This window comes from Myceligenerans cantabricum, from assembly GCF_054777735.1.
The window spans coordinates 45193-70845 of record NZ_BAAHAJ010000011.1 but is presented as its reverse complement, the minus strand read 5'-3'; the positions used below and the strand labels follow the sequence as shown (position 1 = coordinate 70845).

Sequence of the window (25653 nt, the reverse complement as noted above, 5' to 3'; positions counted from 1 at the left end):
GAACGGTGTGAATCGAGTGCTTGAAGGAGACCGAGAAAAGCTACGTCAGGCGACGCGCGATTCTCGTAAAACAGTCCTCCGAGTACTAGTTCGTGGTCAATGCAGTATTGGCTTATGGCACTGGTAAGAGCTCGTTTCCTTGCTGTAGACAGGCCCGCCGGCCGCAAGTATCCACAGACGATCGGCCAGGCGACGCTGTTCTGTTCGGTAAGAGAATCCATGGTCGTGACCGTCCAGAAGATCGGCGAACTCGGTAGGACAAGCCTGTGGCGACCTGGCATTTGAGGGAATCAACTGGCGTCCCACTTCTGTCCCACTTCCACCCCCTGGACGGAGCCTGGGTTGCTTGAATGAGCGAGAGGAAGGGAGACGGATATGGCGACGGTGCATCAGTGGACGGGCCTGGAGGCCCGCGCCTTGCGCCATGCCCTCCGGCTGAGTGTTCGCCGCTTCGCTGAGGACCTCGGAGTTGCGATCAACACGGTCTCCAAATGGGAGAAGCTTCTCGCGGAAACCAAGCCCAACGGCGACAGCCAAGCGATCCTGGACACTGCGTTGGCCAGGGCAGATGCGGCCGTCCATCTACGCCTCGAGACGTTCCTGTCTCAAGCAGGGCCAGACTCTCCAGGCACAGCCCGTCGCGTCGTGGTTCCGCGTCCACGAGCATGGGAGTACGAGGAATGGACAGACGACCTCGACCGCGTGATCGTCGCCCTGTCTTCCCAGAAGTTCGCCTTCGCGGAGGAACTGTTACGCCGGTGGACCCCCAGGTTCAAGCCGTCCGACCTGGACGACCGTGGCCTCTATCTCCTGGCGCGGTCCACGGCACTGCTCGGCGACCTCCGACGCGATCGAGGGCAGGTCCTCGGACCGTTGTCGGCGCAACGCTCCTACACGGCAGCCCGTTCAATCTTCGATCAGTTGGTTATCCCCCGGCGCGTCGGCCAGCTCGACCTTTCGCTCGCTGTCGTCGCCGAGATGGGCGGCAACCTGGATGCTGCGGCCCACAGCTATGAAGACCTCGCGACCGATGATCGCCTGACCGGCCGGGACCGTGCGAGGGCGCGGCTGTGGGTCGGCACGGCGTTGAGCAAGGACGGTGAGTATGACTACGCAGCCCAGGCCATGCGAGCCGCCATCCAGGACTTCGAGCACCTCGCAGAACCAGACGACTGGGCGGTCGCGCACCAGAAGCTCGCATTAGCAGCCCGGGGCGTTGGTGACCTTGACGGCGCGCTGCGCCTGATCGACGTTGCCCGAAGCGCCGGCGTCGCCGATTCCCCCATGCAACGAGTACGTCTTGACACTGCCTACGGCCATATCCTGGTCTCCGCCCCGAGCACCCTGGAAGATGGACTGCGGACCCTCGATAGCGCCCAGCGCGTCGCTGCCGAATTCGGGCTGACCCACCAGCTACGCAGCATCGAGGGAATCCGTGCCTTCAGCCAGGGGGTGCCCGCCGCACAGTGAACCAGGGAGACGGACGAGAGTGACCGATCAGCAGCAGACCCTCAGCGAGAACCAGTGGCACGCGGCCGAACTGATCTGGGACTACCACCAGATGCACCACACCGTGCGGCCGACAGACGTCGCCCTCGGCCTGGGCAGCCATGACCTCGGGGTCGCCACCTACTCCGCGGAACTGTATCGAGCGGGCTTGTTCCCGGTGCTGGTGTTCAGCGGCGGAAACAGCCCCACCACCGCGGAACGCTTCCCTCGTGGCGAGGCCGTCCACTACCGCGAACACGCCCTGGAGCTGGGAGTCCCGGAGGACGCCGTTCTGCTCGAGCCGAACGCGAGCAACACCGGCGAGAACATCAAGCTCTCCCGCGATGCCCTCGCCGCAGCCGGTATCCACCCCGCCTCGGTCCTGCTCATCTCGAAGCCCTACATGGAGCGCCGCTCCTACGCCACCGCCCGCAAGGTGTGGCCCGAGATCGACATCGTCTGCACCTCAGAACCCCTCAACCTCGACGACTATCTCAAGAGCATCGGCGACGAGAAGCTCGTCGTCGACATGCTCGTGGGCGACCTCCAGCGGGTGATCGAGTATCCCGCGCTCGGGTTCGCCATCGAGCAGACGATCCCGGAGGACGTGCATGCCGCCTACGAGTACCTCATCCGAGAAGGCTTCACCAGCAGACTCATCGCCGCCTAACGCACCACCGGGTCTCCGGCTGTGTGCAATCCACCAGCCCAACCTGTTCCCGCGGCTCAGCACGCTCGCCAAGATCTTCGCGGCGGACTGCTGGATCGTTCTGGACGACGTCCAGTTCGCCCGCCGCGACTACCAACACCGTGCCCGGCTCGCCTCGCTCGACCATCCTGAACAGCACCAGTGGCTGACCCTGCCCACCCACCTGCCGCAGGGACGCGCAACCATCATTCGGCAGGCGCGCCTCGTCGACCCTGCTCGGTCGCGTCGTCGTATGCGCCAGACGCTCGCCCACCTGTACGGGTCCAGCCCCTACTGGCCGGACTTGTGCTCGCTCCTCGACGCCGTCACAGACCCCATGGACCGCACTGATCGGATCGCAGCTGTCACCGAAACGTCAACCCGCCTGCTACTCCAACTCCTCGGATGGACCGGCAGGTCCGTCCGCAGCAGCCAGTTCACCGTCCGTTCCGAACGCTCACTTCGGCTCGCTGACCTGGTACAGGCTGTTCACGCAGATGGATACCTCTGCGGTCCCGGCGGTATGACGTACCTCCGTCCCGAGCCGTTCGCCGATCAAGCTACAACCGTCATCCCGTTCGTGACGCCTTCCGAAGGCATCTGGCGGGGTGCCCGGAAGGTTACCGCGTTGCATGCGCTGATGACGTACGGCCCCGACGCGGTGTCTGAAGAGGTACAGCGCATCGCAGCCGTTCACCAGCCGTCGCCGAACTCGCACCCAGGGGTTGAGATCACGTCGGGCGCGCGGTGAGTGCCGTATGTGCAAGTGCCGCCGCAACAGGGCTGACCTGCATCGGACGTGGTGGCAGCTTCGAAGCCACGGTCGGATCTGCCGCTCGAGGAGCGCCCCTAACCTCCTTCGTGGAGTCGCGGCGTGACCGCCGGTGCGGCGGGGCGCTGGAAGAGGGCGCCTGACGGATAGTCGGGCAGTGCTCGTGTTCTGACATGTGTGAAGCCCTCGTCGAGGTAGTAACGGTGGAGGGCCGTGTTCGTGGTCCACGCATCCAGGCGCAGCCAGCGGGCGCCTTCATGGTAGGCGCGGTTGCCGCACCAGTTGAGGATCTCGCTGCCCAGTCCCACCCCAGCGGCGCGTCGTCGGACGGTGAGGCGGTGGACGTAGCGGGCGGGTTCGGCGATCTCTTCGGTGGTCCACAGGACGGGTTCGGCGACGGTATCGAGGGTGACGGTCGCGAGCGGGCCGTCGGCGTCGTCGACGAGCCAGACGGTGCCGGAGCGGGCGGCTTCGGCGAAGCCCTTGAGCATCGTCTCCTCGGTCGGGAAGTGGCTGGACCACTGGTCGGTGCCGAGGGTGGCAAGCCAGGCAACGGACTCATTGCGGATCTCGTACAGGAGGGGGACGTCGTCCTCCGTGGCGCGGTAGATCCTCATGCGTCGTGGTTGGTGATCTTGTCGAGGCTCCCGAGTTCGTAGACGATCTTGTTCCGGTCGCACGGGAACGTGGTGCGGGTGACGCGGATGGGCTCGGTTTCGGTCCACGCGGTGCGCACATACACGATCACGGGGACGCCGACGGGGACGTCGAGGGTCTGGGACTCCTCGGGCGTGGGCATGCGCGCGGTGAGCTCGTCGTAGTGCCCGACTTCTTTCAGCCCGGCCTTGGCCATGGCGCGCACGGTGCCTTCGGGGATGTCGTGCGGCACGTTCAGCCCGGCGGTCTCGGCGACCTCCATCGGGTACCAGGAGTCCTGCCGGGAGACGGGCTTGCTGTCGGCGTAGCGGACCACGCGCCGGAACACGACCAGGCTGTTGCCTTCGATCTTGAGCCGGTCGGCGACCTCGGGCACGGCGGGCTCGATGCGCATCGTGAACTCGGTCGACGGTGCGTGCCCTGCTTCGCGGGTCTCGGAGACGAAGGAGTCGTGGCTCCAGGAGGCGGGCCGGTCGATGTGCTCGGCGCGGGTGGCGCGGAAGGTGAGCATGTTCCACTCACGCACGAAGCTGCCGCGTCCTTGCGCAGTGCTGATCAGCCCTTCGGATTCCAGCTCGCCCAGCGCGTTGCGGACCGTGTTGCGCGAGGTCGCGAACTCCTCCATGAGCTGGGACTCGCTGGGCAGCTTCGTCCCCTCGGCGAGTTCCCCGGTGGTGATCCGGTCACGGATCTGATCGGCGATCCGCTGGTAGGTCGCGTTCCGGGCCACGTAGTGGTTCCTTCCTGCTGGTCGATGCCACAACACGACCGAGGATACGCGGCACCTCTTGACACGACGTATGAGTCCGGTCACTCTGGTCATGCCACTCGTACCAATAAGTGGAACGAATGGTTCGAGCTTGACCGATTTGTGGGTGAAGCGCGAGTCGCATCTGACCGCACGGCAGCACCCAGGACCTGACCAACGCGTCGGGCAGCGGGGGAGGAGACGGCATGAGACCGAAGTTCGACGAGCAGGACCAGCCAACCGACGACGCGTTGCTGCGGTCGCTGGAGACCGCGGCACAACTCGTTCGTATCGCTGGTCGCGACCGGGTCGCGATGGTGACCACCGCGCGCGGCTGGCTGTGCCTGCAGCCGCATGACTTGTCCGATGGCGAGCGGATCGCTCGCCTGCTGGGTTGCGATGCTCCGCTGGACCATCGCTTGACGGTGCCCGGCTCCACGCTGTGGACGGGTCGTCGCGAAGGGCTGGAGGTTCAGGTGCGGTCGCAGCTGCGCGATCCGGCCGGCACTCGCGGCCCGGGATACCTCGGGTCAGGAGCCTTCCGGTGATCCGGGCCGACGCGACCGTCCCCGTCGATGTGACTCCCGGGAGCGCCGTGCGGGCGGTGGTCCTGGACGCGGATGCTGACCTCGCGGTCAGCGACCGGGAGGATGCTGCCGGGGTCCTGGAAGCGCTGGAGCTGCTGCTGGCGACCGGGTGCGACATGGTGCTCTCCACGAGCCAGTCGCTGTCTGGGCTTCTGCAGATGGCCAGGGGGTTCGGGGTCCGTGAGGGGTTCGGGCTCTGCTCGCATGGGGCGTTGGCCGTGCGCCTGGATGCAGCGATGCCCGGTGGGTACGAGCTGTTGGACACGGTCACGTTCGACCTGTCCGTGCTGAGGCTGGCGCTGGAGGACCTCCAGTTTCCGGCCGGGACCCTGGTCGCAGCCGAGGACGTCGGGACCGGCCGACGGATCAACCGACGATTGGACACTGCGCTCCCGAGCGGAGCCCACGAGCAGCCACGTACCCGGTCGCGGGGCAAGGCGACGAGTCTGGCGCGGCTGCATACCCCGGGTATCCGCGAGTACGCGGACATGCTGGCCGCCAATACCGGTCTGAAGGTCATCCCGACAGGACCTGACTCGTGCGACGTCACCGCTCAGGAAGCGTCACGGAACGCGGCCGACGACGCAGTGTGCGCCCGGCTCGGCCTCCCGGTCCACGCCACCGTCGCGGCCAGTGACAGTCTCAAGGAGAGTGTCACCGCGCTGGTCCCACCCGAGGCACTCCAGCTCGGACTCTCGCCGCTGGCGGCGCAACTGACCGCCGCCGTGATGACCGCACCGGCGACCGGTTCCGAACCGGGGGCGGTGGTGCGGGTGTGGCACGGCGACCACGCCTACTTGGCCGGGGCGGAGGTCTGGGCCCTGCGCAAGCACGGCTGGGTGCGCCACGCACCCATACGGGCCGGATGCGGTGCCACGATGCGCGAGGTCGAACAGGCAGCACGCGATGCCGGGCTGGGCTACCCGCGTGGCGTCGAGGGCCGACGCCGACCCTGGTGGCGCAGCACCGCCGATGCCGACCGCGACGACGGACGCCCGGCCGGATTCGAGCTTTCCCTCACCCGCCCATAGGGCCCTTCCTGCTTGCGGCCGGGCTCACCCAGACCGCCCCCGAGCCCGGCCGTAGACCCCACCGCCTTCGTGGCGGTGGCCCGAAACCCGAACACCTGGAGGCCAGGCCGCGTCGCGGACCTTCCTACCCGCCCCGACGCCGGGCACTGCCCCCGACGCCGAGCAGGACGACTCCCCCGTGAAGGAGAAGGCACATGCACTCGGCAACACCGAAACTCGCCACAGCGACAACTGCGATGCTGGCGCTCGATATCGACGGCACGATCCTGCAGACCGGCCACCGGGTCCCGAACGTCACCATCCACGCGGCGCGGGACTTCCTCACCGCCGGCCACCACCTCGTCCTCGCCACGGGCCGGTCCCCGGCCGGAGCACTGGACGTGGTACGCCAACTCGGACTCCGCGAGGGCTTCGTCGTGCTGTCGGGCGGCGCCTCGATCGCTCGCATCGAGACGACCCCGCTCACGCGTCGTCCCCGGCTCGTGGTCGAGGAACAGGTCCGATTCGACCCGGCGCCGGTGCTGCTACGCGCCCTGGGCGCCGCTCCCGACGCACTACTCGCGGTCGAGGACATCGGCCGGGGCGGATGGCTGGTCAGCCAGAAATTCCCCCGCGGGCGACTGAACGGCAGGCAGCGACGCGCCCGGTGGGAACACGACCTGTGGAACACTCCCACCACCCGCGCCGTCGTCCACGCCACCGACGCCGACGGACTCGTCCACGAACTGTCCTGCTGCGGCGCAACCGTGACCCCGGCCGACCCTGACTGGCTGGACCTGACCGCCAAGGGCGCCTCGAAAGGCGCCGCGCTGGAGCGGGTGCGGCTCACGCTCGGCGTCGAACGCGAAGCAACCGTCGCCGTCGGGGACTCCCTGAACGACCTGTCCGCGTTCGAATGGGCTGCCACCGCCGTGGCCATGGGCCAGTCGGGCGAACGCGTCCAGGCAGCAGCCGACGTTGTGACCGGACCGATCGACCGGAACGGCGCCGTCGAGGTCCTGCGAGATCTAGCGGCGACACTATGAGCGCCACGGCCACCGGCGGCCGGGCTCCAGGAGGGGCTTGCCTGCCTGCTTCGACGCTGGCGGCGTTGTCCGACAACGGTCACCTGGTGACCCGGTGCACGCTCGCGGGCCTGCCCGCCACGCAGGTGCGCGTCATCGTGACCCGAACCGAGGGCCGGTTCGACGTGGTCGCCTTCGCCGACCTGTACGACGCCGAGCCCGTGACCGCCGCGCCCTCGTGCACCGTGGAGGTCCAAGACGGCGTCTACGCCCTCGCCGCCCACACCGACGCGGCCACTACCCGCACCTGGCTGACGACACTACGCATCGGACAGGTCACCACCTGGACCAACGACGCCGGCGAGTACCCGCACCTGAAGAACTGGATCATCGCCACTAACCCCGTCGGCCTGTTCACCGCGACCACCGAGATCGGCACCGGGATCGGCCTCGGCAACACCGCAACCGACGACGGCAGGGGAGCAGACGTGGCGATGCTCTGCGGCACGCGGCTGATCACACGGCCCCAGGCCGCTGACGCCGCTGACCGCCTGCGAGCACTCGAGACGGCATGGCGAGCAGCGGGAGCCCCGCGGACCCAGGATCTGGCGGCCGTCCTGGTCCGCGATCGTGACAGCTTCCGTGTGCGACTCGATCTCCCCGACAGGGAGGCGCCGTGATGACCCGGACGGCCGACCTGCACGCGCTGATCGCACAGATCCGGGCAGCGATGGCCCAGATCCCGCCTGGGCCCGACGTCGTCGTCCACGCCATCCACGGCTGCGGGCATGGGCTCGCGGCGTGCCGTGTGCTGGCCATCACGACCGGGGAGCGGCCGACCGCAAGCCTGGCCGCAGACCTCTCGGCTGCCGTCGGGATGACGATGCGGCAGGTCGAACACGCACTGACCGCGTCCGGGTACGGCTACGCCACGACCGATCTCGGACTCCGCGGTGCCTGGAGAGTCACCCGGTCAGGCGCACACGTCCTGCGGGTACATCGTGACGTTCCCGCCTGGCCGCGCACAGCGGCGATGCCACGCCGCGCCGCGGAGCCGACCCGCGACGCACCCAGCGAACATCCACATACCGTCAAACACGGGCACGCGGACGGAAAGAGGCAGGAGCCATGACACCCCAATGGGCCAGATACACCGCGACGCACCCCGGCGCCGGACCGGCAGTCCTGCCGCCGTCGACCTTCCCGACCTACCAGACACGGGCGAACCTCGAGCCCGTCCGAGGCAGTGGGGCCGACCACGGCAAACCCGTGCGTCTGCCGGTCGCGTGGACCCCGTCGACCTTGCTGGTCCTGTGGATGTTCCGACGTCCGAACCGGGCCTGGGGCATGCCCGTTGCCGCGCTGGCCAGCATGTTCTACGCGCTGTGCGTGACACTCTTCGAGCACGCGACCACCGGCAACGACATCTACGTCCTCGGGATGCTCTGGGGGCTGTGGAACATGGCCAAGTTCGCCATTGCCGGACCTCTCAGCGTGGTCGCCCTGGTCGCCGGGCGCCTGCTTGGACGACGGCGCCGAACGCGAACGGGGCCAGTCAGTGCATGAGCCGGGCTCGTTCGGCGCGGCCAGATTTCAGCGGCGTCCTGCCGTCCTCACATGCCCGAGCCCAGATCCAGTACTCCTTGCTGCAGCCGCGTACGCAGTGACAGCTTGAGGTAGTCCAGGTTCAGATCGATCCCGACGAAGCGTCGGCCCGTCTCGGTCGCGGCCAGGCCAGTCGTGCCCGAGCCGGAAAACGGGTCCAACACCGTGCCACCGGGTCTGCAGCCGGCGAGAATGCACCGCTTGGCCAGCTCGGGCGGCATCGTGGCGAAGTGAGCTTCTCCGTATGGCTGGGTGGCTATGGTCCACACGTCGCCGGGATTGCGGCCGCGCTCGTGGACCGCGGTGTGCGCGACACCTGTCGCCTCCATACGAGGCTGAGGCGCGGCGACCCCGCCCCAGGGGCGAGCGATCGTGTTCGGCTTGTTCGCGTGACCGCTTCGGGCTCGCCGCGATGGCGTGCGGTCTCCGTCGTACTTCTCGCGGATCGCGTCGAGGTCGAACCAGTAGCGTGGCGACTTGGAGAACAGGAAGACGTGCTCGTGCCGGTTGGTGAGCCGGTCGGTCACGCTGTGCGGCATGCCGTTGGGCTTGGACCAGATGACGTCGTTGCGCAGGATCCAGCCGTCATCCTGGAGCGCGAGCGCGACGCGCCACGGAATACCGATCAAGTTCTTCGCCGACGGCATACCCGCGCGGATCGAGCCTGTGCCCGACGCGCGCAGACGGTTGCTACCGCGCTCAGTGACCTTGCCGTGCAGGCCCTGTCGGGCCTTGCCCTGCGCGCCCCAGGAGCCGGCGTACGAGTCACCCAGGTTGAGCCACAAGGTGCCATCATCGGCTAGCACTCGCCGTGCCTCGCGGAAGACACTGAGGAGCGCTGCAACGAACTCGGTCGGCGAGTCCTCGGCGCCCAGTTGTCCCTCTACCTCGTAGTTCCTCAACCCGAAATAGGGTGGCGACGTCACGATGCAGGCGGCCGATTGCGACTCCAGGCGGGCAAGTGTCGCTGCCGCGTCTCCGTGGTACAGGATCACGGTCGCATCGGCGTAGTACGGCTCGATCATCCGGGCCCCTTCCGTGCGAGTTGGTTCACAACTCCAGGCCGTCCGGACTCGGCTCGTCGGGCAGTTCGAAGAGAAACTCAGGCGCACCGTCCGAAACCAGGGCCGCAGGGTGCTCAGCAGGCGCCGGGGCATCTGGAGGTGGCGGTGTGCGTCCGGTGAGCCCAGAGGCGTCGGCACCGGTGGCGGCGTAGGCGCAGGGCACGGGTTCCCCGTGGTGCATGCCCGTGCAGGAGATCTCACCGACCATGCGATCGCTGCGTGCCAGAGTTCGCCTGCTGGCGGCTTCCAGGGCATCGATTGAGGAACCCTCGAGCGCTTCGTGGTGCTGGGCCAGATCACTGGCCGGCGGCATGTCGGGAAACGCAACCTCCCACATCCGGAAGTAGAGGCCAGCAGCGGGCGAGCTCAACGGAGCGACCAGACTGGCTTCGCAGCACGCACAGCACACCTCGGCCGCCGTACCGAGCCGGGTGTCCTGACCTGATGCCAGCCGGTCCAGGAGCTCCCGGTAGTGCGAACGGCTCACGAACTCGGTCGCCATCAACCGATGCGTGGGTATCAGGAGGCCGAACCCGTGATACAGGAGATCGGCATGGTCCGGGTGCCGCGCCACGGCGGCGTCGATCTCACTCTCGGCCCACTCGATCTGCTCCAGCGTGGTGCCGATCAGGCCGGGCGTCTCCTGCAAGATCGCGGACAGCCGAACAGTTGGACGAGCTTCGGACATGACCGGCGACCTCTCTGAGCAGCGTCAGGACGATGGCAGTGCCGGTCTTGGCGCAGGGCGGGCTTTGTTATCCCAGAGGTGTCCGCCCTGCCCCGCCGCCCCGATCCGCGCTCTCTGGCCGAGCAGGACGAGCGGGCCGTGCCTCATGCGTGGGTCGTCGAGACCTCGGCCCTTCGCGCGTCACTGCAAGCCCCGCGGGTGCGAGCGCACCGCGGACGGCGCGGTCCCCGCGGGAGTCACCGTCATTTGTTGTCGCCCATCCTTACGTGGGTGCGTGGGTGATCCACGGCGCGCCTCTTGGCGTCGTCGCACGACCCTGGAAAAGTGGCCTCATGGATATCGAAGCGCTAGCTGTGTCCGCGGTTCAATCTGTGGTCGCCCTCTGCCCACGTCTGCAGCCATTCATCGCGCTGGGGGACAAGGTTCCCTTCACCGACGGGCATATTGAAATGTACCGGAATGAAAGCAAGAAAAAAGACGACTGGATGGGTCGCGTTTTGGTGCAAGTGAAAGGGCGGAAGGCGCCGAGTAACCCTAAAAAGCGCAAGTCGTTCTCGATAAACCGGACGGAACTTCTCGCCTATCAGCAGGAACGTGGGGTCCTATACTTTGTCGTTTTCGTCAAGAGCAATGGGGAAACGGCTCCTTATCACGCGCTACTCACACCGTTCGCTATCGATGCCCTCCTGAGCAAAGCCTCGACCAAGCAGGCGAACATCTCGGTGCCTTTAAAGCCATTGCCGACGAGGGCTGCAGAATTTGAACAAATTGTACTCGTTGCACTCAAGGGGAAAAATCAAAACCCCTTGCTCGGCTTCACGCCCATAGCGCCAAGCGATGCTCGGCGTATATCGATCACTACTGTCGGTGGCGTAGACTGGAGCGCCCCCGTAAAACTCATCCCGGGGGAGAATGATTTCGTCCTGGAGATGGCGACCTCCAGTGGGGCGCTGGTGGCCATGCCTGGTGAGTTTTCGGTTTTCCCAGCGGACTACGTAGCGCACGAGATTGAAGTTTTCCTCCGAGCGGGTGAGGTCAGCTATGATCGCGCGACTGTCAGGCGCATCGACTCCGAGACATTTGAGGTGAAGCTAATCGGAGGCGTGGCCCTGGTGCTGGCAAGTGGAGACGAGAAGAGATTCAAGATCGACATCACTCCACACAGCAACTTCGCCGAGCGTCATAGGGCGATCTCCTTCGTGATCGCGCTCATCGACAACCACCGGCTTGAGATCAACGGGAATCTCGTAGACCTCACATCCGTACCTGACGACGAATACCCAGCGCAAGAGATAGCCGAAATTCGAGCACATCTCGCGCTACTGCGAAATCTGCATGAATTGTTTGTGCTTATGAGCGTCGATGGTGCACTCATCGACCTGGGCGAGATCAGTGACGAGCAGGGCCGCATGCTGCGTATGCTCTATGACGTCTTCGTCAAGGGCGCGCAGATGATCAAATATGACGGCCAGACAGGCTGGAGCGTAATCAATGTTGGTCGATGGAAACTAATGGTTGTTGCCTTACCTGGCGACGCGCCCAATCATTGGCGGCTTGTCGACCCCTTTGATTCGGAAGCTCCGCAGTCATTTCGGGGGCATCGCGAGCCGCCAGAACAAGGCTTCGACATTCTCACGGCCTACGACATCATCGACAAAGACAACCTTCCCACGATTCTCAACCTACGTCTCGAATCAGCTGTCCCCGCATACGATGCGATAGCAGATTTCGAACGAGTCGTCTCGCGAGCGAACTATTTCGTGCTTGATCTCATCACAGCCGCAGACGAATGCCCCGAGCGCAAGCAAGAGTTCTTGCGCGGAGCGAAACAATTGAACGAGTGGGTCATCACTAAGAACGGCAGCGGGCCGACCCATCTCGTAAACCGGTGGCAGATTGAGTACCGAGATGACATGTTAACTGCCCAGGACCGCTATGAGATCCGCCAACTCAAACATACTGTTTCGGCTACTTCGGAAGAACTTGCGGAAGAGGTCGAGTTGGCCTGCGCTATCCTTCTCGGAGAAGTTGAGGAGGCTGACTACCTGGCTGGCCAGATGCAACCGGAAAGGCTTCAGCGGATGGAAGCATGGCCGATTTGGCGGCTGCGAGACCATCATCAAGGGATCATTGCCAACTGACGCAGAGTCCGGAACGTGCATCCGCGCCTCTCGTTCCGTCCAGCAATGATCCGAACCTCCAGACTCAGATTGTGCACGCGCCGGAACCTGTCCGTCGGTGGACTCGTGTCGCGACCCAGGTCCGAAAGAAGCAGGACTCTGCCGTGCGTCGGGTCCCCTTCTCCGTGGCCCCTGTGGAACGGTTTGCCGATGAGTAGCGGAGCAGACCGCCCCGAGGAGCAGCTCCCTACCTCGGCGTCGTGCAAGGGAACGGCCGTCGGGCATCTGAGGGTTGCGGTTCGAGTCGATCCACCATCCATCCACACGGGCGGTCGTAGATACCTGAATCCACGGCTGATCCACACGGTCGTTGACCGGTGACGCCTGCAATTGACGGCCAATGCCTGGTACGTGAGAATGGCTCGTGAGAGCCAGAAATCCGCAGCATTCCGGGGTTCTAGCGCTCTCACCAGAGACACCGCACCAACATGCTGTGATCCCACCCGGAAGGTGAAGAGATTCGACCCAGCCTGAGAAGGTCGGGGGTTCGAATCCCCCTAGCTCCACCCTGTGATGACGCGGGACATCGTTCATAGATGTCTCGCGTCATCGTTCATATCAGGGTCGTTTGTTTCGAGGGCCCGGCCATCGGCCGGGCTCTCGTTCGTTGTTGCGCCAGTAGCTGCGGGTGGGGTCGATGGTGTTGGTGGCCAGGGTCTGGTGGGTGGCGCGGTCGATGACGGTGACCTGGGTGTGGGTGATGAGGATGAGGACGGCCTTGCCGTTGTCAAGGCTCGCGGCGGGTTCCAGGACAGGTCGAGGCAGAAGCCGACCGATGTTGGCCAGGAGTTGCTGGAAGCAGTTCAGCGGCCCGGTCCGGGTGACGCTGCGTGGCTCACGAACGAGCCGTACCGCGGATTTGAGCAGGCACGCCGGGAAGCGGGGCGACTCGTTGCCGCGGGATGGAAACGCAAGGACGTCCTCGACCACCTGAGGTTGTTCGGGTATCGCAACGATGTCGGGATTGCCGGCAGCTGGGATCGTGCCGGTCGGCACGAGGCCCTCTTCGAGAGGCTTGATCGATGAGTTCTGCGCTGTCGTCGACGCTCGGGTGGCGGGGATCGGCCCGCACGTCCGCACGAAGGCATCCCTGCGAGCAGTGTCCACCCTGGAGATCTTGGAGACGATCGCCGCGCCTCAGCGGACCTACCGTGCAGAGCATCATGGCCCGGGTCGCTGGGTCTACCAGCGGGGGGACATCGCCCTGGCCGTGCATCCAGCCAGCAGGTACGTCATTACCGTCCTGTGGGCGCGCCGGTGCGGTACAGCACGCCCCTCACGTGGTCGACGGTGTAGGTCGTCAGTCATTCAGTGAGTACTACTTGACGAGTGCGGCCACTTCCGTGGTGGTGAACTGCCTCGTCGGGGCGGCCTCGGGTTCGGTGGCTGTGAAGGTGTTGCCGTCCGATGCGAGGTAGGTGCCGGCGGCCCCGCCGAGAACCGTGAAGGCGCCGTCGAAGCTGTCGGCGGCGAACAGGAGGTATGTCTCGTCGGTGGCGAGACTGGCTTCGCCGTCGACGACGTAGGTCATGTCGTCGATCGTGCCACCGGTCAGGACGATCGTGACCTCCTGGCCCGGCTCGACCTCGCCGCGGTGCACGACGTCGGCACGCACCGTGACGGCGGTTGCCGCTACCGCGTCGTCCTGTTCGAGAGCCTGCTTCTTCTCTTCCTCGGAGAGGCCGAGGAGAGGGTTCTCCTCTGGGATGTCGCCCTCGAAGCGTGGCCGCTGGACCGTTGCTTCGGCTGCGGTGACCGTTCCCTCGATGATGAGTGTGGACTCGTCGACGAGCCCGCTGGTGTCGTATGCCGGGTAGTCGGCCTGGATCTGCACCGTCGAGCCAGGTGCGGGGTCGGTTCCCGGCGCGGGCGTGCACGCGCTCATGGCCAGCATGCCGGTGAGGGCCACGCCGGTAGCGAGCACTCGTCGCAATGGTGTATCCACGTCGGACTCCGATCAGTAGTAGCTGTTCGACTCGTTGACTTCACTCGTCTGCGGACCCTGGATGACGTTGCGGTTCCGGGAGCGGCTCATCAGCAGGTTCGACGCACTCGAGTGGCCCAGCCGTAGGGAGTGTCCGAACTCGTGCGCCGTGGTACTCCTGACCACGTTCGAGAACGCGTACCCGTTCGCGTTGATGTGGCTGTTCAGGTTCGCGCTGTCCAGCCGGATGTCGAACTGGTACCCGGTGACCGTCGGGTTGTAGAGGCCGAGCCAGCTTCCACCGTAGGACCCGACTCGCAGGGTGCTCGTGCACCCTGAGTAGACGCTGATGCTGCCAGGGAAACTGCTGGGGTTGTTCCAACGGTTGCGCCCGCTGTTGATCGGCGAGAGCCACGTCGGGTTGACCGAGGGGTTCTGGACGCAGAACGACCGCGAGTTCATCCCGCCGCCGTAGTAGGCGGCAGACGCAGGGACCGCCGCGCTCGCCACGAACCCCACCGCCGCAGCGCAAGCGGTCAGCGTGGTCCACAGGTTCCTCCTGCGGCGCGACGTCGGTATGCCGTGTACGGGTGATTGCGGGTTCCTGGCACGTACTCGCTCTATCCTTGAAACCACCTCCGGTGTCCGAACAGTCCATATTGCGGCATCATGGCCGGAGTTTACCTAAGTGTGCTTGCCGAAAGAAGATGTCATGATCCTGGTGAACCTTGCACACGCATCGGTGGCACGTACGTGAACATGGGCGAACCCATCCCCCTGATCGAGTAGTCGGCAGCGCGGCGGCCAGCCACGGCCTGGACGAAGTTCTGCCGCACGAACACGCGGCATCGGCGACGCGGGTGACTTCCAGTTCAGCGGCCCGCCGTTCTTCCTGGGTCGGGACACGGTCACGTAGGGTTCCGTCCCCGTCCTCGTCCTCGGCGTATTGCGCGTAGACGCCCTGCCGGTGCAGGACCTGGCGCACCAGCTCGGGCCGGTGGAGGTCCAGGCGCACGGCTCGTGCTGGGTCGGCAAGACCTGACCTGCGAAGTGCTCCGCGCCGAAGCGTGACGAACGCGCACGGCCGTTCCACGAGACGAGCGTGAACTGCTTGCACGACCGACTCCACATCCTGGCCGCGAGCCGCGTTGTCAGGGTGCAAGCACTTCCGACTACCTGGAGGTCCAACGTGACCAGCAGCATCCGTAACACCCCGTCGAAGACGATCCGCCTCGTGGGGATCAGCCTCGCCGCCTCCGGCCTCGTCCTCGGCGCCACCGCAGGTGTGGCTGCCGCCAACGCCGGCTTCTCCCAGGCGGTCTACGAGGCCACCGGCCTCGGCATCGGCCCGCACTACACGCAGGAGCAGTACGACGCGTTCTGGGACGCCGGGTTCACCGCGGAGGACCAGGTGGCGCTCGACGAGCTGTGGGGCACGGAGTTCAGCGAGACCAAGGCGCGGGCCGGCCAGATGATCCTGGACGACGAGGAGCTGCCGTTCGAGCCCGGCACCCACGCGGCGCCGGACGTCCCGGAGAGCGTCACGACGTTCTTCGCCGAGGGGTACACCTACGGCGACGCCGAGGAGCTCGCCGATCTCTGGGACCTCGGCAGCGCCTATGACGCCAAGGTTTCCGCCGGTGAGAAGCTGGTCGCCGGCGAGGAGCTCCCGATCGAGCCGTCGGGCCAGACGCAGGGCTGACCCGTCCGACATGCCCTCGGCACCGGAGACCCTCCTGAAGGAGAGAACCATCGACGTCCTCACCCTGCGCACGGGATTCGAGATCGAGCTGCTCGCGCCTCCCGGCAGCGACCGGAGAGTGCTGGCGGACGCGCTCGCGGCCCGGACCAGGGGGAGCGTGCGCCGGTCGTTCCACACCGACAGCGAGCCGTCGACGGTGCCGGGGGTGGGCGTGTTCCGGCACCTCTCGCCGGCGTTCGACGTCGTCGGCGACGGCGGCCGTCCCGTCGCCCGGCTGGTCGACGACGTCACGATCGAGTCCGGCCTGACCGCCGCCCCGCGAGCTCCGGTGGCCGACGGCTGGTTCCGGGTGCTCTGTGACGACGCACGCCTGCTGCGGCTGATCGAGCGGCACGTCGACCCCGACGTGACGCTGCCCGAGGCGTTGCGCCCGGTCGCCGAGCTGTTCGGCAGCGAGGTGGAGCTGCTGCGCGGCGCCGCACGGGTGAACGACCCGACCGGCGCCACGATCGCCGTCGCGATGGCACTGCCCGGCGGCCGGGAGCGACCGTGCGAGGTGATCACGCCGCCGCTGGCCACCGATCACGGCGCCGCCCTCGACGAGCTGCTGACCCCGGCCCGCGACCTCGGCTTCACCGTGCCCGTGGAGGCGGCCGTACACCTGCACGTGGACGGCGCGCCGTTCCGCCGGACCTCGGCCTTCGCCAACCTCGTGAGGCTGTTCGCCCTCTGGCGCGACCCGCTGTGGGCAGCGCTGAAGACCAACCACTTCTGCAAGCGGCTCGCGCCGCTCCCGGCGGACCTGCTCGAACTCGTCGACAGCGACCCGAGCCGGCCCTGGGAGGACCTCGCCGGCCAGGCCCGGGCGCTCAAGCTCACCAAGTACTCGGACATCAACCTCACCCAGCTGGTCGCCCTCCGCCCGGTCCGCGACACCGTCGAGGTCCGTATCCTTCCCGGGGACGACGACGCCGCCGCGATCGTCGACCGGGCGGCTCTGGTCGAGCGGCTGCTGCTGCGGTGCCTCGACGACCGTCCGGTGCCCGCCCCCGGGCCCGCGGAGCTCGAGTACCCCGCCGCCGCGCTGGAAGCACTCGCCCTGGAGGCCGCATGACCACGTCGGTAGCCGTGAACCAGCCGGCCGGCGGGGCGCACCGCCTGCCGAGGGACCGCACGACGTCGTCGGCGGGTGCCATCCCGCTGCCCAGGTCGCCGGGGGCGGCGAGCATGCGGTCGCCGTCGGACGCGGGGCGCGTGCGACAGGGTGTCCCTCCCCGGTACGGCGAGCGCACGGCAGGCGGCGAGCACACGGAGGGAAGCGACCTCGACGGCCTGGTCCGCGCGCTCCTGCCGGGCCTGCTCCGGTACGCGACGATGCTGGTGGGCGACCAGCACACCGCCGCCGACCTGGTGCAGGAGGTGCTGCTGCGCGCCCACGTGCGCTGGGAACGGATCGCCCTGATGGACCGACCCGACCTGTACCTGCGGCGCATGGTGACCAACGAGCACCTGTCCTGGCGACGCCGCTGGCACGTGCGTACCATCCGCCCCGCGGCCGACGACGTGCTCGCGACCCACGCGGGCCAGGAGCGCGACCCCGCGCAAGGAGTGGCGGACGGCGACGCGATGTGGAAGCTGCTCGCCGACCTCCCCAGACGTCAGCGGACCGTTCTGGTCCTGCGCTACTACGAGAGCCTGTCCGACCCCGAGATCGCCGCGGTCCTCGGCACCACGGCCGTGACCGTCCGCTCTCATGCCTCTCGCGCCCTGGCCACGCTGCGGCGCGTCCTTCCCGAATCCATGGAGACACGATGAACGAGAACCGTCCAGCGGGTCCTGGCTCGGACGACGAGGTCGTCGCGCGGGTCGCCGCCGCGCTGCGCTCCCGGGAGCCGTCCGCGGCGTCGACCGCCGAGGCCGCGAACCGGATCGCCGGTCTGGTGGCCGATCAGCTCTCACCCGCCGGCCCTCGCGGCGCGCGGCGTCCTCGTGCGAAGGTGATCCGCGTCGTGGGGATCGGCTTTGCCGCCTCGGGCCTCGTCGCCGGTGCCGCCGCGGGTGCTGCCGCGGCCAGCCCGGCGTTCTCCCAGGTCGTCTACGAGGCGACGGGTCTCGGTATTGGCGCGCACTACACGCAGGAGCAGTACGACGCGTTCTGGGGCGCCGGGTTCACCGCGGAGGACCAGGTGGCACTCGAGGAGCTGTGGGGCACTGACCCCGTCGAGACCAAGGCGAAGGCCGGCCAGATGATGCTCGACGGCAGGAAGCTGCCGTTCGAACCGGGCAGCCACGTGGCCGACGTCGCCGAGCAGGCTGCCGTCGACAGGTTTCTCGGTGATGGCTACACCACGGATGACGCCGAGGACCTCGCCGAGCTCTGGAACCTCGACACCGCCTACGAGGCCAAGGCCGCAGGCGGCGAGAGGCTGAACGCCGGCGAGGTACTCCCGATCGAGCCGAACCGGTGACTCTCCCGAGAGACGGTGGAATGGTCGTTCCATAGGTGATCCGGCACACCGCGATCGTCGACCGCCCGCCACGTCGTCGTTCCGGGCGGCGTCCCGGCGACCGAAGGTTACGGGTTCGGCTGCGCAGTGCCGTCGGTGCGGAGCCGATGCGTCAGACCTTGATGCCGAACAGCTTCTCGGCATTACGGAACGCGATCTTCTCCTTGTCCTCACGCGGAAGATCGACTGCTCGGAACCAGTCGGTCCCTTCCTTGATGCCTGCGAAGGGATAGTCGGTTCCGAACATCACTCGATCCACACTGATGTACTTCAGCAGGAGATGGAGCAGTTCATCCTGGAAGAACGCGCTGGTCGTGAACCAGAAGTTGTCCTGGAAGTACTGCTCGAAGGGCTTCTTGAGCGAGTCTTTGGTCGGATCTCCCATGTCTCCGGCGATCCGCTCGTAGTAGAACGGAAGGCCTTCGCCCATGTGGCCGATGATGATCTTCAGGTGGGGGAACCTGTCGAAAACCCCGTACGCGATCATCCGGATGCATTGGGTCAGCACCTCCTGGTGCCAGCCATACCCGGACCCACTGAAGATGTAGTCCTGGTAGTCGTTCGTGTACTCCGACCGTGTCGTGCTGTAGTAGATCTGGAAGATCTCGTCAGCCGGATATCCGGGATGCAGGTAGATCGGCACGTCGAGCGCTTCGGCACGCGCCAGGACGGGCTCGAAGTCGGGGTGGTCGAGGTATTTCCTCCCGATGTGCCCGTTGGTCAGCGCGCCCAGGAAACCGTCTTCCCGAACCGAGCGCTCCAGTTCGTCCGCGGCCGCCTCCGGGCTCTGCAAGGGCAAGGTCGCGAAAGCCTGGAATCGGCCCGGATGGCTGGCCATCGGCCCTTCCACGAGCTGCCGGTTGAGACGGTGGGCGAAGTCGACGCCTTCTTGCCCCGGGATGTTTTGCACGGACGGCGTGTGCGCGGAGAGAATCTGGACGTCGAGGCCCCCCTTGTCCATGTCACCGATGCGGCGCTCACCGAGATCCGAAAGACCCGTCTCCTCGAGGAACGCTATGTGATCCTCGTTGATGGAGTTCAGCGCCAACAGCTCGGGAGTCGAAAAGGTCTCCTCCGTACCGATGAACTTCAGATCTTGGTCACGAAGCGAGACGTCCTGGACCTCCTGGTCGTCGTCGCATCCCGTGAGTACCGTCGCGGACAATCCCACGCCGGCGCCAAGTACAGCCGTGCGAGCGAGGAAGTTGCGACGCCCCATCAACAGCTTCGTCGGGTTGTTCTCGATCGGTTTCATGTCTGTATGTGCTCCGGTGTTGTGCTGTGCGGTGAACCAAAGGCTGACGACCCTGGTCCGCAAGTACCCGCCCGGAGACCTCCGGTGAGTGCCTGGTGTCCACCACGATGGCAGCGGGCGCCGGTGGCCGCGTCCTCCCACCGGAGGTGACGCGTACTCCCGCAGGAGTACATGCGCGGCCCACCGTCGACCGCCGTGGCCGATCGGCCCGGCGAGCGAGTCGGGCACCTGCCGATCCAAGAGATGGGACTTGACCTGCACCCGAGAGCGCATTCGCCGGCCGGACACCTGGTGGCTACCGGCGCGTCATCGTGCTGGGCTTCACTGCCGTGGTGAAGCATGGGCGAGCCGGATATGGAGTTGCGATGCTCGTGGCCCTGGCCCTGGCCGTGCTGTCGTCGGGGTGTTCGGTGAGCGAGGCCGACGTGGTGCCTGAGCCGACGGGCGTCGCATACGAGATCGTGCCGGAGCCGGGACGAACGGTCGAGGCGACGCTGCCTGCGTCCCTCTCCGGTCTGGACGGGTACCGGATCGCCGCGGTCGTCCCCGATACCTCCGCGGGCTCCGCGGCCCTGCTGTCGGCCGTCAGGGTGGTGGCCTCCGCGAACGGTGCGAACCTGCGGGAGTTCTCCGTCGACGAGGAGGGTGCGGATCCGGTCGGCGCGGCCCTTGATCGCGCTCTCGGCGCGCAGCCGGACCTGATCGTCGGCCTGGGGGACGGCGTCGTGGACGTGTTCAGCTTCGAGAGCGCGCAGCGTCTCGACCAGCAGTTCCTCATCGTCGGCGCGCAGCTGGCCGAGCCGACCGACAACGTCACCGCCGTGGTCTGGGACGGTGCGACCTCTCGTGGATCCGCAGCCGGCCCTGACGGAGAGCTCGACGACGCGACCATCACCGAGGAACGCGGTGAGGATGCGTTCGAAGCGGGGTTGGCGAGCATCCACGACGGCATGACCGGTGCTGTCCTGCGCCTCGGCTGAGTGTTCGCGCCGGCGCGTCGACATCGCGCAGGACAGCGTTTCGTCATTCCTTCCGCTACGCGGCACCTGGTGTTCACCGGGCCGTCTCGACCGGGTCATCTGGTGTGAGCAGTGTGGCGACGGGCGTCATGGATGCGCTCTCATCCTTGCTGCACGGAACCAAAGATTGGCGCGTGACCTCTTGCTGATGACCAAAGCTTCGCCGATTCCGGTCGCGGATTCGCGCAGGAACAGGAAGGGGCGGCGTGGGCTCGCCGGCCTCGCCCTCCTCTCGCTGGTGGCGGGAGCATTCGCCGCCTCGCTTCCCGCGACGGCGGCCGACGAGACTTCCACGGCGTCTCCTGCGGAGGCCGGAGTGACGCCGGTCCGCATCGAGGCCGAGACGTACACGGGCAACAACAACGGCGACGTGGTCGACGGCCGGGTGATGAACACCGGCATCGAGTCGGATGGCGGCGCCTCGGGCGGGTCGCGGGTGAAGAACACCTACAACGGCGCCGAGATCTGGTTCGACGGTGTCGACCTCGGGGCCACACCGCTGTCCACGCTGACGATGCGGTACGTCGTCAACGAGAGCCGCAGTGGGGTGAACCCGTCGGTCGACGTCTACCTCGACGAGAAGAGCGACGAGAACAAGGCCGCCACCATGGCGCTCGAGACGACGGGCAGCGACTGGGCCTCGTACGGCGCGACGACGACGGAACTGCTGACGGAAGTCTCCGGCGAGCACAAGGTGATCGTGGTCATGCATGTCGACCCGAAGCCGGGCGAGAGCGCGAGCTACCCGAACTACGTCGGCAACATCGACTACCTCGAGTTCGGCCCCGAGCCCCTGCCCGAGACGTTCCTCACGACCGCCGACGCCTGGAAGTACTCCGACGACGGCACGGACCCGTCCGGCGACGGCTCGCTGTCCTGGACCACGGCCGGTTTCGACGACTCCGCGTGGACGGAGGCCGTGGGACCCTTCGGATCGAAGCGGGGCGCCGCGGATCTCGGTGGCGGCTTCGTCGCGAACACATTGCTGCGGTACACGCTGGACGGTTCACAGAACACCGTCCCGACCTACCACCTCCGCAACGAGTTCGAGATCTCGGACGTGCAGCTCGCGCAGCTCGAGTCGCTGCGGGGGGAGATGACCTACGACGACGCCGCGCGCGTCTACGTCAACGGTGAGAAGGTCGCCGGGTTCGTGGACGACCGTGTGGACGACGCCGCGAACCAGAACCTGACCTACGCCGGCGCGAGCAATGGCGACCCGCTGACCAGCACGTTCACGATCCCGGTGGACGCGCTCGAGCCCGGTGGGAACACCATCGCCGTCGCGCTGTACCAGGACCGCGAGACCAGCAGCGACATCTACTTCGACCTGATGTCGCTGGCCCCGACGGGCCCGGCAGCCGAACCGGAGATCGCGGACCTCGCCCTCCACGTCGGCGCCACCGAGGCCGAACGTAACCTCACCTGGTACTCGAACGTCGACGTGCCGCAAGGTGCGCAGCTCGCGGAGGCGGCGGACGTCGTCGACGGGGTCTTCCCCCCATCGGCCCGCACGGTCGAGGCGACGAAGAGCGGCGAGACCACGAGCGGTGAGTTCTTCCGCGACGCCACCTTCGACGGCCTCGAGGAGAACACGCAGTACGCCTACCGCGTCGGCAGCGAGGAGACCGGCTGGTCCGACGTCCACACCTTCCGCACGCAGGACTTCTCGGGCGACTTCTCCTTCCTGTTCTTCGGCGACCCCCAGGTGGGCGCCTCCGGAAACCTCGCGCGCGACGAGGCTGGCTGGATCGACACGCTGAACGTCGCGACGCAGACCTATCCGGACGCCGAGATGCTGTTCTCGGCGGGCGACCAGGTCAACACCGCCCCGAGCGAGGCCGAGTACGACACCTTCCTGAGGCCGGAGCAGGTCCGCAGCGTCCCGATGGTGGTGACCAACGGCAACCACGACGTCGGGTCGAAGGCGTACGAGCAGCACTTCAACGTGCCGAACGAGGACCTGGAATCCGGCGCGGCGTCCAACGGCTCGTCGTCGGGCGGCGACTACTGGTTCCTCTACAAGGACGTGCTGTTCCTCAACATCAACTCGAACAGCCGTGACTTCGACTCCCACAACGCCTTCATGGAGAGGGTCGTCGCGGAGCAGGGAGACCGGGCCAGGTGGAAGGTGCTCGCCTTCCACCACTCGATCTATTCGGTGGCCGCGCACACGAACGACGGTGACATCATCGACCGGCGCGACAGCATGCCGGCGAAGATCTCGGAGCTGGGCTTCGACATGGTGCTGATGGGGCACGACCACAACTACACGCGCAGCTACCTGATCAAGGACGGCGAGCTCGCCGACTCGACCGAGGTCGCCGGCCAGGAGCGCGTCGAGGCCGAGGACGGCGAGGTGCTGTACATCACGGCGAACTCCGCCAGCGGCTCGAAGTACTACGACACCAGTGCACCCGAGGCGTGGTTCGCCTCGGTGATCAACCAGGAGAAGGTGCGCAACTACTCGGCGATCGAGGTCACCGACGAGACGCTGGCGGTGCGCACCCTGCGCAGCCAGGCCAACGGCATCGCCAGTCCGGTGAACAGCGTCGTGGACGAGGTCGTGCTCAGCAAGGCGGAAGCGACGACCGACCTGGACGTGTCGGTGGACGTGTCGACGCGCACTCTGGCGGGCAAGCAGTACGTGTCGACGGTCGTGACGAACAACGAAGGCGTCCCGCTGGACGTCGTGGTGGAGACGGCATACGGATCCAAGTCGTTCGCCGCGGTGCAGCCCGGGAAGTCGGCGAGCGTCTCGATGAACTCCCGTGAGGCGGCGATCCCGGGCGGCGACGTGACGGTCACCGCGACGGGCCGGATCGGCAGCGAGACGGTGACGACCTCGACGACTGCTTCGTACCCGGCTGCCGGCTGAGCGATCGCGCCCGAATCAGTGCGCGACGCCGTGCGGCCTCGCGAAGAGAGAACCAGGAACCAGGAGAGAACGAACGTGAACAAGAACTCCCTCATGCTGCGCGGCAGCGCGATCGCCTTCGGCGTCGCCCTGCTGGCGTCGGCAGGGTCGGCGGCCATGGCCGACGACGAGCAGGACACCCAGGGCGTCGACGTCGGCGTCCAGATCGAGCCGCTCACCGGACCGGGATCCCTCGCGATGACGGTCGAGAGCGACTCGACCGTCCTCACGGAGGGCGGATCGACTGATCTGGAACGTGTCTTCACGGGCACGCTGCCGAAGGTCACGGTGACCGACACCCGCGCACCGGAAGACATCCCGGACGGCGCCTTCTGGTACGTGATGGGCACGGCGAGCGACTTCCACGACGAGCAGGGCGAGAACACGATCGACGCGAGCCACCTCGGCTGGTCGCCACAGCTCGTCGAGGGCGAAGGGGAGGGGGAGCCCTTCGTCGAGGTCGGCGGGGATGTGGCTCCGTCTCAGCCGGGTCTGGCCGACCAGGAGCTGCTGTACCTCGCGGAGTCTGCGGACGCCAACGCCGGGGGCGGCAGGTTCAGCGCGGTCGCGGACCTGGAGCTCGCGGTCCCGGCGGACGTGGCGGCCGGCAGCTACTCCTCGACGATCACGCTGTCGCTGTTCGAGTGACGGCGTCGTGCCGGCGGGGAGACCGGAGCACGCCTCCGGCTCCCCGCCCGGTACGTGTCGATCCGCCCCGACCCCAGGAGCCCGCCTCGTGAAGAACCCGCTCGCCCCGCTCGCCGTCCTGACGCTCGTCGCCGCCTCGGTGCTGGTGGCCGTGCCTGCCGCCGCCGCAGAGGACGACGCCGTGACGTGGTCGGTGCGCCCGGGCGACGAGACCGGCGAGGACGGTCGTGCCTGGGTCGAGTGGGCGGGGGACGCGGGCCAGTCACGTACCGAGCACATGGTCGTCACCAACCGCGGCGACAACGCGGTGGAGTTCCGGTTGTCCTCCGCCGACGGGTACTTCACCGACGAGGGCCGCTTCAACATACTTCCCTCGGACCAGGAGTCGGTCGCCGCCGGCACGTGGATCGAGCTGCCGCGGAGCGTGACGGTGCCGGCAGGCGCAGCCGAGGTCGTGCCGTTCACGGTGGCCGTCCCGGACGACGCCGAGCCGGGCGACCACGCCGCCGGCGTCGCCGCGAGCGTGCACTCGACAGGCGGAGGCGAGGTCGGGGTCGAGTCGCGTGTGGGGTTCCGGGTGATGACGCGCGTGCTGGGCGAGCTGGCACCGTCGCTCGGCCTCGCGGCATCGGCGTCCTACACGGGCGACGCGAATCCCTTCGAAGCGGGCGCGGTCGGAGTCGAGTACGAGCTCGAGAACACGGGGAACACCCGTCTGAACGCTCGGCCCGAGGTCTCCCTGTCCGGCCCGTTCGGCCTCGGGGAGCTCACCCTGCGAGGCGAGGAGGTCGTCGAGATCGCGCCGGGGGAGACACGGCACGGGACCGTCCGCTTCTCGGACGCCTGGCCACTCGTCGTCTACGACGTGGGTGTGGCGGCACAGCCACTGCCCGTCTCCGACGAGCTCTCGTTCGACGACGCCGAGCGCGGGAGCGCGCACACGAGAGTGCTCGCCATGCCCTGGCCGCAGATCCTCGTCCTGATCTTCGCGGCGCTGCTGACGACCTGGGCCATCTGGCGTCGTCGCCGCGATCGGCGACGGACCGAGGAGCTGGTCGCGCAAGCGCGCGAAGAGGCCCGCGCCGAGGCCCGCGCCGAGGCCCGCGCGCCAGACGCGACGACTGCGGTCCCCGTCCGGCACCACCACAGCTGACACCACCCGATCCGGA

25 protein-coding genes are annotated in these 25653 nt (G+C 67.1%); 17 read left to right on the top strand and 8 right to left on the bottom strand.

Annotated elements, in window-relative coordinates:
• Positions 1-375 precede the first annotated feature (375 nt).
• Genes ACYU96_RS14920 through ACYU96_RS14910 form a run of 3 tightly spaced genes read left to right on the top strand, consistent with a single transcriptional unit; the run spans position 376 to position 2927 of the window.
• On the top strand, positions 376-1470 hold the full coding sequence (locus ACYU96_RS14920; RefSeq protein ID WP_460755039.1) for a helix-turn-helix domain-containing protein: 1095 nt from the start codon (positions 376-378) through the stop codon (positions 1468-1470).
• A gap of 19 nt (positions 1471-1489) precedes the next feature.
• Complete coding sequence (locus ACYU96_RS14915) at positions 1490-2158, top strand: YdcF family protein (protein WP_460755037.1); 669 nt, start codon at positions 1490-1492, stop codon at positions 2156-2158.
• Positions 2100-2927 (top strand): WbqC family protein, encoded by an 828-nt coding sequence (locus ACYU96_RS14910; protein WP_460755034.1) that lies wholly within the window; start codon positions 2100-2102, stop codon positions 2925-2927. The genes ACYU96_RS14915 and ACYU96_RS14910 overlap by 59 nt, the downstream gene beginning before the upstream one ends.
• A 98-nt stretch (positions 2928-3025) precedes the next feature.
• Here the strand turns inward: ACYU96_RS14910 and ACYU96_RS14905 are convergent, their stop codons facing one another.
• Together ACYU96_RS14905 and ACYU96_RS14900 are read right to left on the bottom strand one after the other, a co-directional pair.
• Positions 3026-3565, bottom strand: coding sequence for a GNAT family N-acetyltransferase (locus ACYU96_RS14905; protein ID WP_460755031.1), 540 nt, complete (start codon positions 3563-3565; stop codon positions 3026-3028).
• Positions 3562-4335 carry a GntR family transcriptional regulator gene (locus tag ACYU96_RS14900; protein ID WP_460755029.1) on the bottom strand — a complete coding sequence of 258 codons (774 nt, stop codon included), beginning with the start codon at positions 4333-4335 and terminating at the stop codon, positions 3562-3564. The genes ACYU96_RS14905 and ACYU96_RS14900 overlap by 4 nt, the downstream gene beginning before the upstream one ends.
• Positions 4336-4559: 224 nt before the next feature.
• Between ACYU96_RS14900 and ACYU96_RS14895 the strand changes: the two genes are divergently transcribed.
• The 5 genes from ACYU96_RS14895 to ACYU96_RS14875 all read left to right on the top strand — a co-directional run bounded on the left by ACYU96_RS14895 (position 4560) and on the right by ACYU96_RS14875 (position 8541).
• Positions 4560-4901: a hypothetical protein gene (locus tag ACYU96_RS14895; RefSeq protein WP_460755026.1), complete on the top strand. Its 342-nt coding sequence runs from the start codon at positions 4560-4562 to the stop codon at positions 4899-4901.
• A gap of 56 nt (positions 4902-4957) precedes the next feature.
• On the top strand, positions 4958-5971 hold the full coding sequence (locus tag ACYU96_RS14890; protein WP_460755023.1) for a hypothetical protein: 1014 nt from the start codon (positions 4958-4960) through the stop codon (positions 5969-5971).
• A 194-nt stretch (positions 5972-6165) separates the two neighbouring features.
• A complete protein-coding gene (locus ACYU96_RS14885; protein ID WP_460755020.1) occupies positions 6166-6996 on the top strand; it encodes an HAD family hydrolase in 831 nt (276 codons plus the stop codon).
• A 65-nt stretch (positions 6997-7061) separates the two neighbouring features.
• On the top strand, positions 7062-7655 hold the full coding sequence (locus tag ACYU96_RS14880) for a hypothetical protein (RefSeq protein WP_460755017.1): 594 nt from the start codon (positions 7062-7064) through the stop codon (positions 7653-7655).
• Between the two features lie 448 nt (positions 7656-8103).
• Complete coding sequence (locus ACYU96_RS14875) at positions 8104-8541, top strand: hypothetical protein (RefSeq protein ID WP_460755014.1); 438 nt, start codon at positions 8104-8106, stop codon at positions 8539-8541.
• A 47-nt stretch (positions 8542-8588) separates the two neighbouring features.
• Here ACYU96_RS14875 and ACYU96_RS14870 read toward each other — a convergent pair whose 3' ends face one another.
• A complete protein-coding gene (locus ACYU96_RS14870) occupies positions 8589-9605 on the bottom strand; it encodes a DNA-methyltransferase (protein WP_460755011.1) in 1017 nt (338 codons plus the stop codon).
• Between the two features lie 25 nt (positions 9606-9630).
• Positions 9631-10332 carry a hypothetical protein gene (locus ACYU96_RS14865; RefSeq protein ID WP_460755008.1) on the bottom strand — a complete coding sequence of 234 codons (702 nt, stop codon included), beginning with the start codon at positions 10330-10332 and terminating at the stop codon, positions 9631-9633.
• A gap of 332 nt (positions 10333-10664) precedes the next feature.
• On the opposite strand from ACYU96_RS14865, the gene ACYU96_RS14860 reads away from it, so the two are divergent.
• Positions 10665-12473 (top strand): hypothetical protein, encoded by a 1809-nt coding sequence (locus ACYU96_RS14860; RefSeq protein WP_460755005.1) that lies wholly within the window; start codon positions 10665-10667, stop codon positions 12471-12473.
• 597 nt (positions 12474-13070) lie between these two features.
• Here the strand turns inward: ACYU96_RS14860 and ACYU96_RS14855 are convergent.
• The 3 genes from ACYU96_RS14855 to ACYU96_RS14845 form a co-directional block, all read right to left on the bottom strand.
• Positions 13071-13619, bottom strand: a complete 549-nt coding sequence (locus ACYU96_RS14855) for a hypothetical protein (RefSeq protein ID WP_460755002.1) — start codon at positions 13617-13619, stop codon at positions 13071-13073.
• 211 nt (positions 13620-13830) lie between these two features.
• Positions 13831-14436 (bottom strand): hypothetical protein, encoded by a 606-nt coding sequence (locus tag ACYU96_RS14850; RefSeq protein WP_460754999.1) that lies wholly within the window; start codon positions 14434-14436, stop codon positions 13831-13833.
• Between the two features lie 33 nt (positions 14437-14469).
• Complete coding sequence (locus ACYU96_RS14845; protein WP_460754996.1) at positions 14470-14946, bottom strand: hypothetical protein; 477 nt, start codon at positions 14944-14946, stop codon at positions 14470-14472.
• Between the two features lie 679 nt (positions 14947-15625).
• Between ACYU96_RS14845 and ACYU96_RS14840 the strand changes: the two genes are divergently transcribed.
• Genes ACYU96_RS14840 through ACYU96_RS14825 form a run of 4 tightly spaced genes read left to right on the top strand, consistent with a single transcriptional unit; the run spans position 15626 to position 18606 of the window.
• A complete protein-coding gene (locus ACYU96_RS14840) occupies positions 15626-16138 on the top strand; it encodes a hypothetical protein (RefSeq protein WP_460754995.1) in 513 nt (170 codons plus the stop codon).
• A gap of 10 nt (positions 16139-16148) precedes the next feature.
• Entirely contained in the window at positions 16149-17252 is a 1104-nt protein-coding gene (locus tag ACYU96_RS14835) for an amidoligase family protein (RefSeq protein WP_460754991.1), read from the top strand.
• Complete coding sequence (locus tag ACYU96_RS14830) at positions 17249-17953, top strand: SigE family RNA polymerase sigma factor (RefSeq protein ID WP_460754988.1); 705 nt, start codon at positions 17249-17251, stop codon at positions 17951-17953. Before ACYU96_RS14835 ends, ACYU96_RS14830 begins: the two co-directional genes overlap by 4 nt.
• A complete protein-coding gene (locus tag ACYU96_RS14825) occupies positions 17950-18606 on the top strand; it encodes a hypothetical protein (RefSeq protein ID WP_460754985.1) in 657 nt (218 codons plus the stop codon). The genes ACYU96_RS14830 and ACYU96_RS14825 overlap by 4 nt, the downstream gene beginning before the upstream one ends.
• A 151-nt stretch (positions 18607-18757) precedes the next feature.
• Here ACYU96_RS14825 and ACYU96_RS14820 read toward each other — a convergent pair whose 3' ends face one another.
• The gene (locus ACYU96_RS14820; protein ID WP_460754982.1) at positions 18758-19900 is read right to left on the bottom strand and encodes an amidohydrolase family protein; all 1143 of its coding nucleotides are present in this window, start codon (positions 19898-19900) and stop codon (positions 18758-18760) included.
• Positions 19901-20265: 365 nt separating this feature from the next.
• Between ACYU96_RS14820 and ACYU96_RS14815 the strand changes: the two genes are divergently transcribed.
• From ACYU96_RS14815 to ACYU96_RS14800, 4 genes are all read left to right on the top strand, one after another.
• A complete protein-coding gene (locus ACYU96_RS14815; protein ID WP_460754979.1) occupies positions 20266-20880 on the top strand; it encodes a hypothetical protein in 615 nt (204 codons plus the stop codon).
• A gap of 277 nt (positions 20881-21157) precedes the next feature.
• On the top strand, positions 21158-23797 hold the full coding sequence (locus ACYU96_RS14810; protein ID WP_460754977.1) for a fibronectin type III domain-containing protein: 2640 nt from the start codon (positions 21158-21160) through the stop codon (positions 23795-23797).
• 75 nt (positions 23798-23872) lie between these two features.
• Entirely contained in the window at positions 23873-24484 is a 612-nt protein-coding gene (locus ACYU96_RS14805; RefSeq protein WP_460754974.1) for a hypothetical protein, read from the top strand.
• A gap of 88 nt (positions 24485-24572) precedes the next feature.
• Positions 24573-25637 carry a COG1470 family protein gene (locus ACYU96_RS14800; RefSeq protein WP_460754972.1) on the top strand — a complete coding sequence of 355 codons (1065 nt, stop codon included), beginning with the start codon at positions 24573-24575 and terminating at the stop codon, positions 25635-25637.
• Positions 25638-25653: the final 16 nt, after the last annotated feature.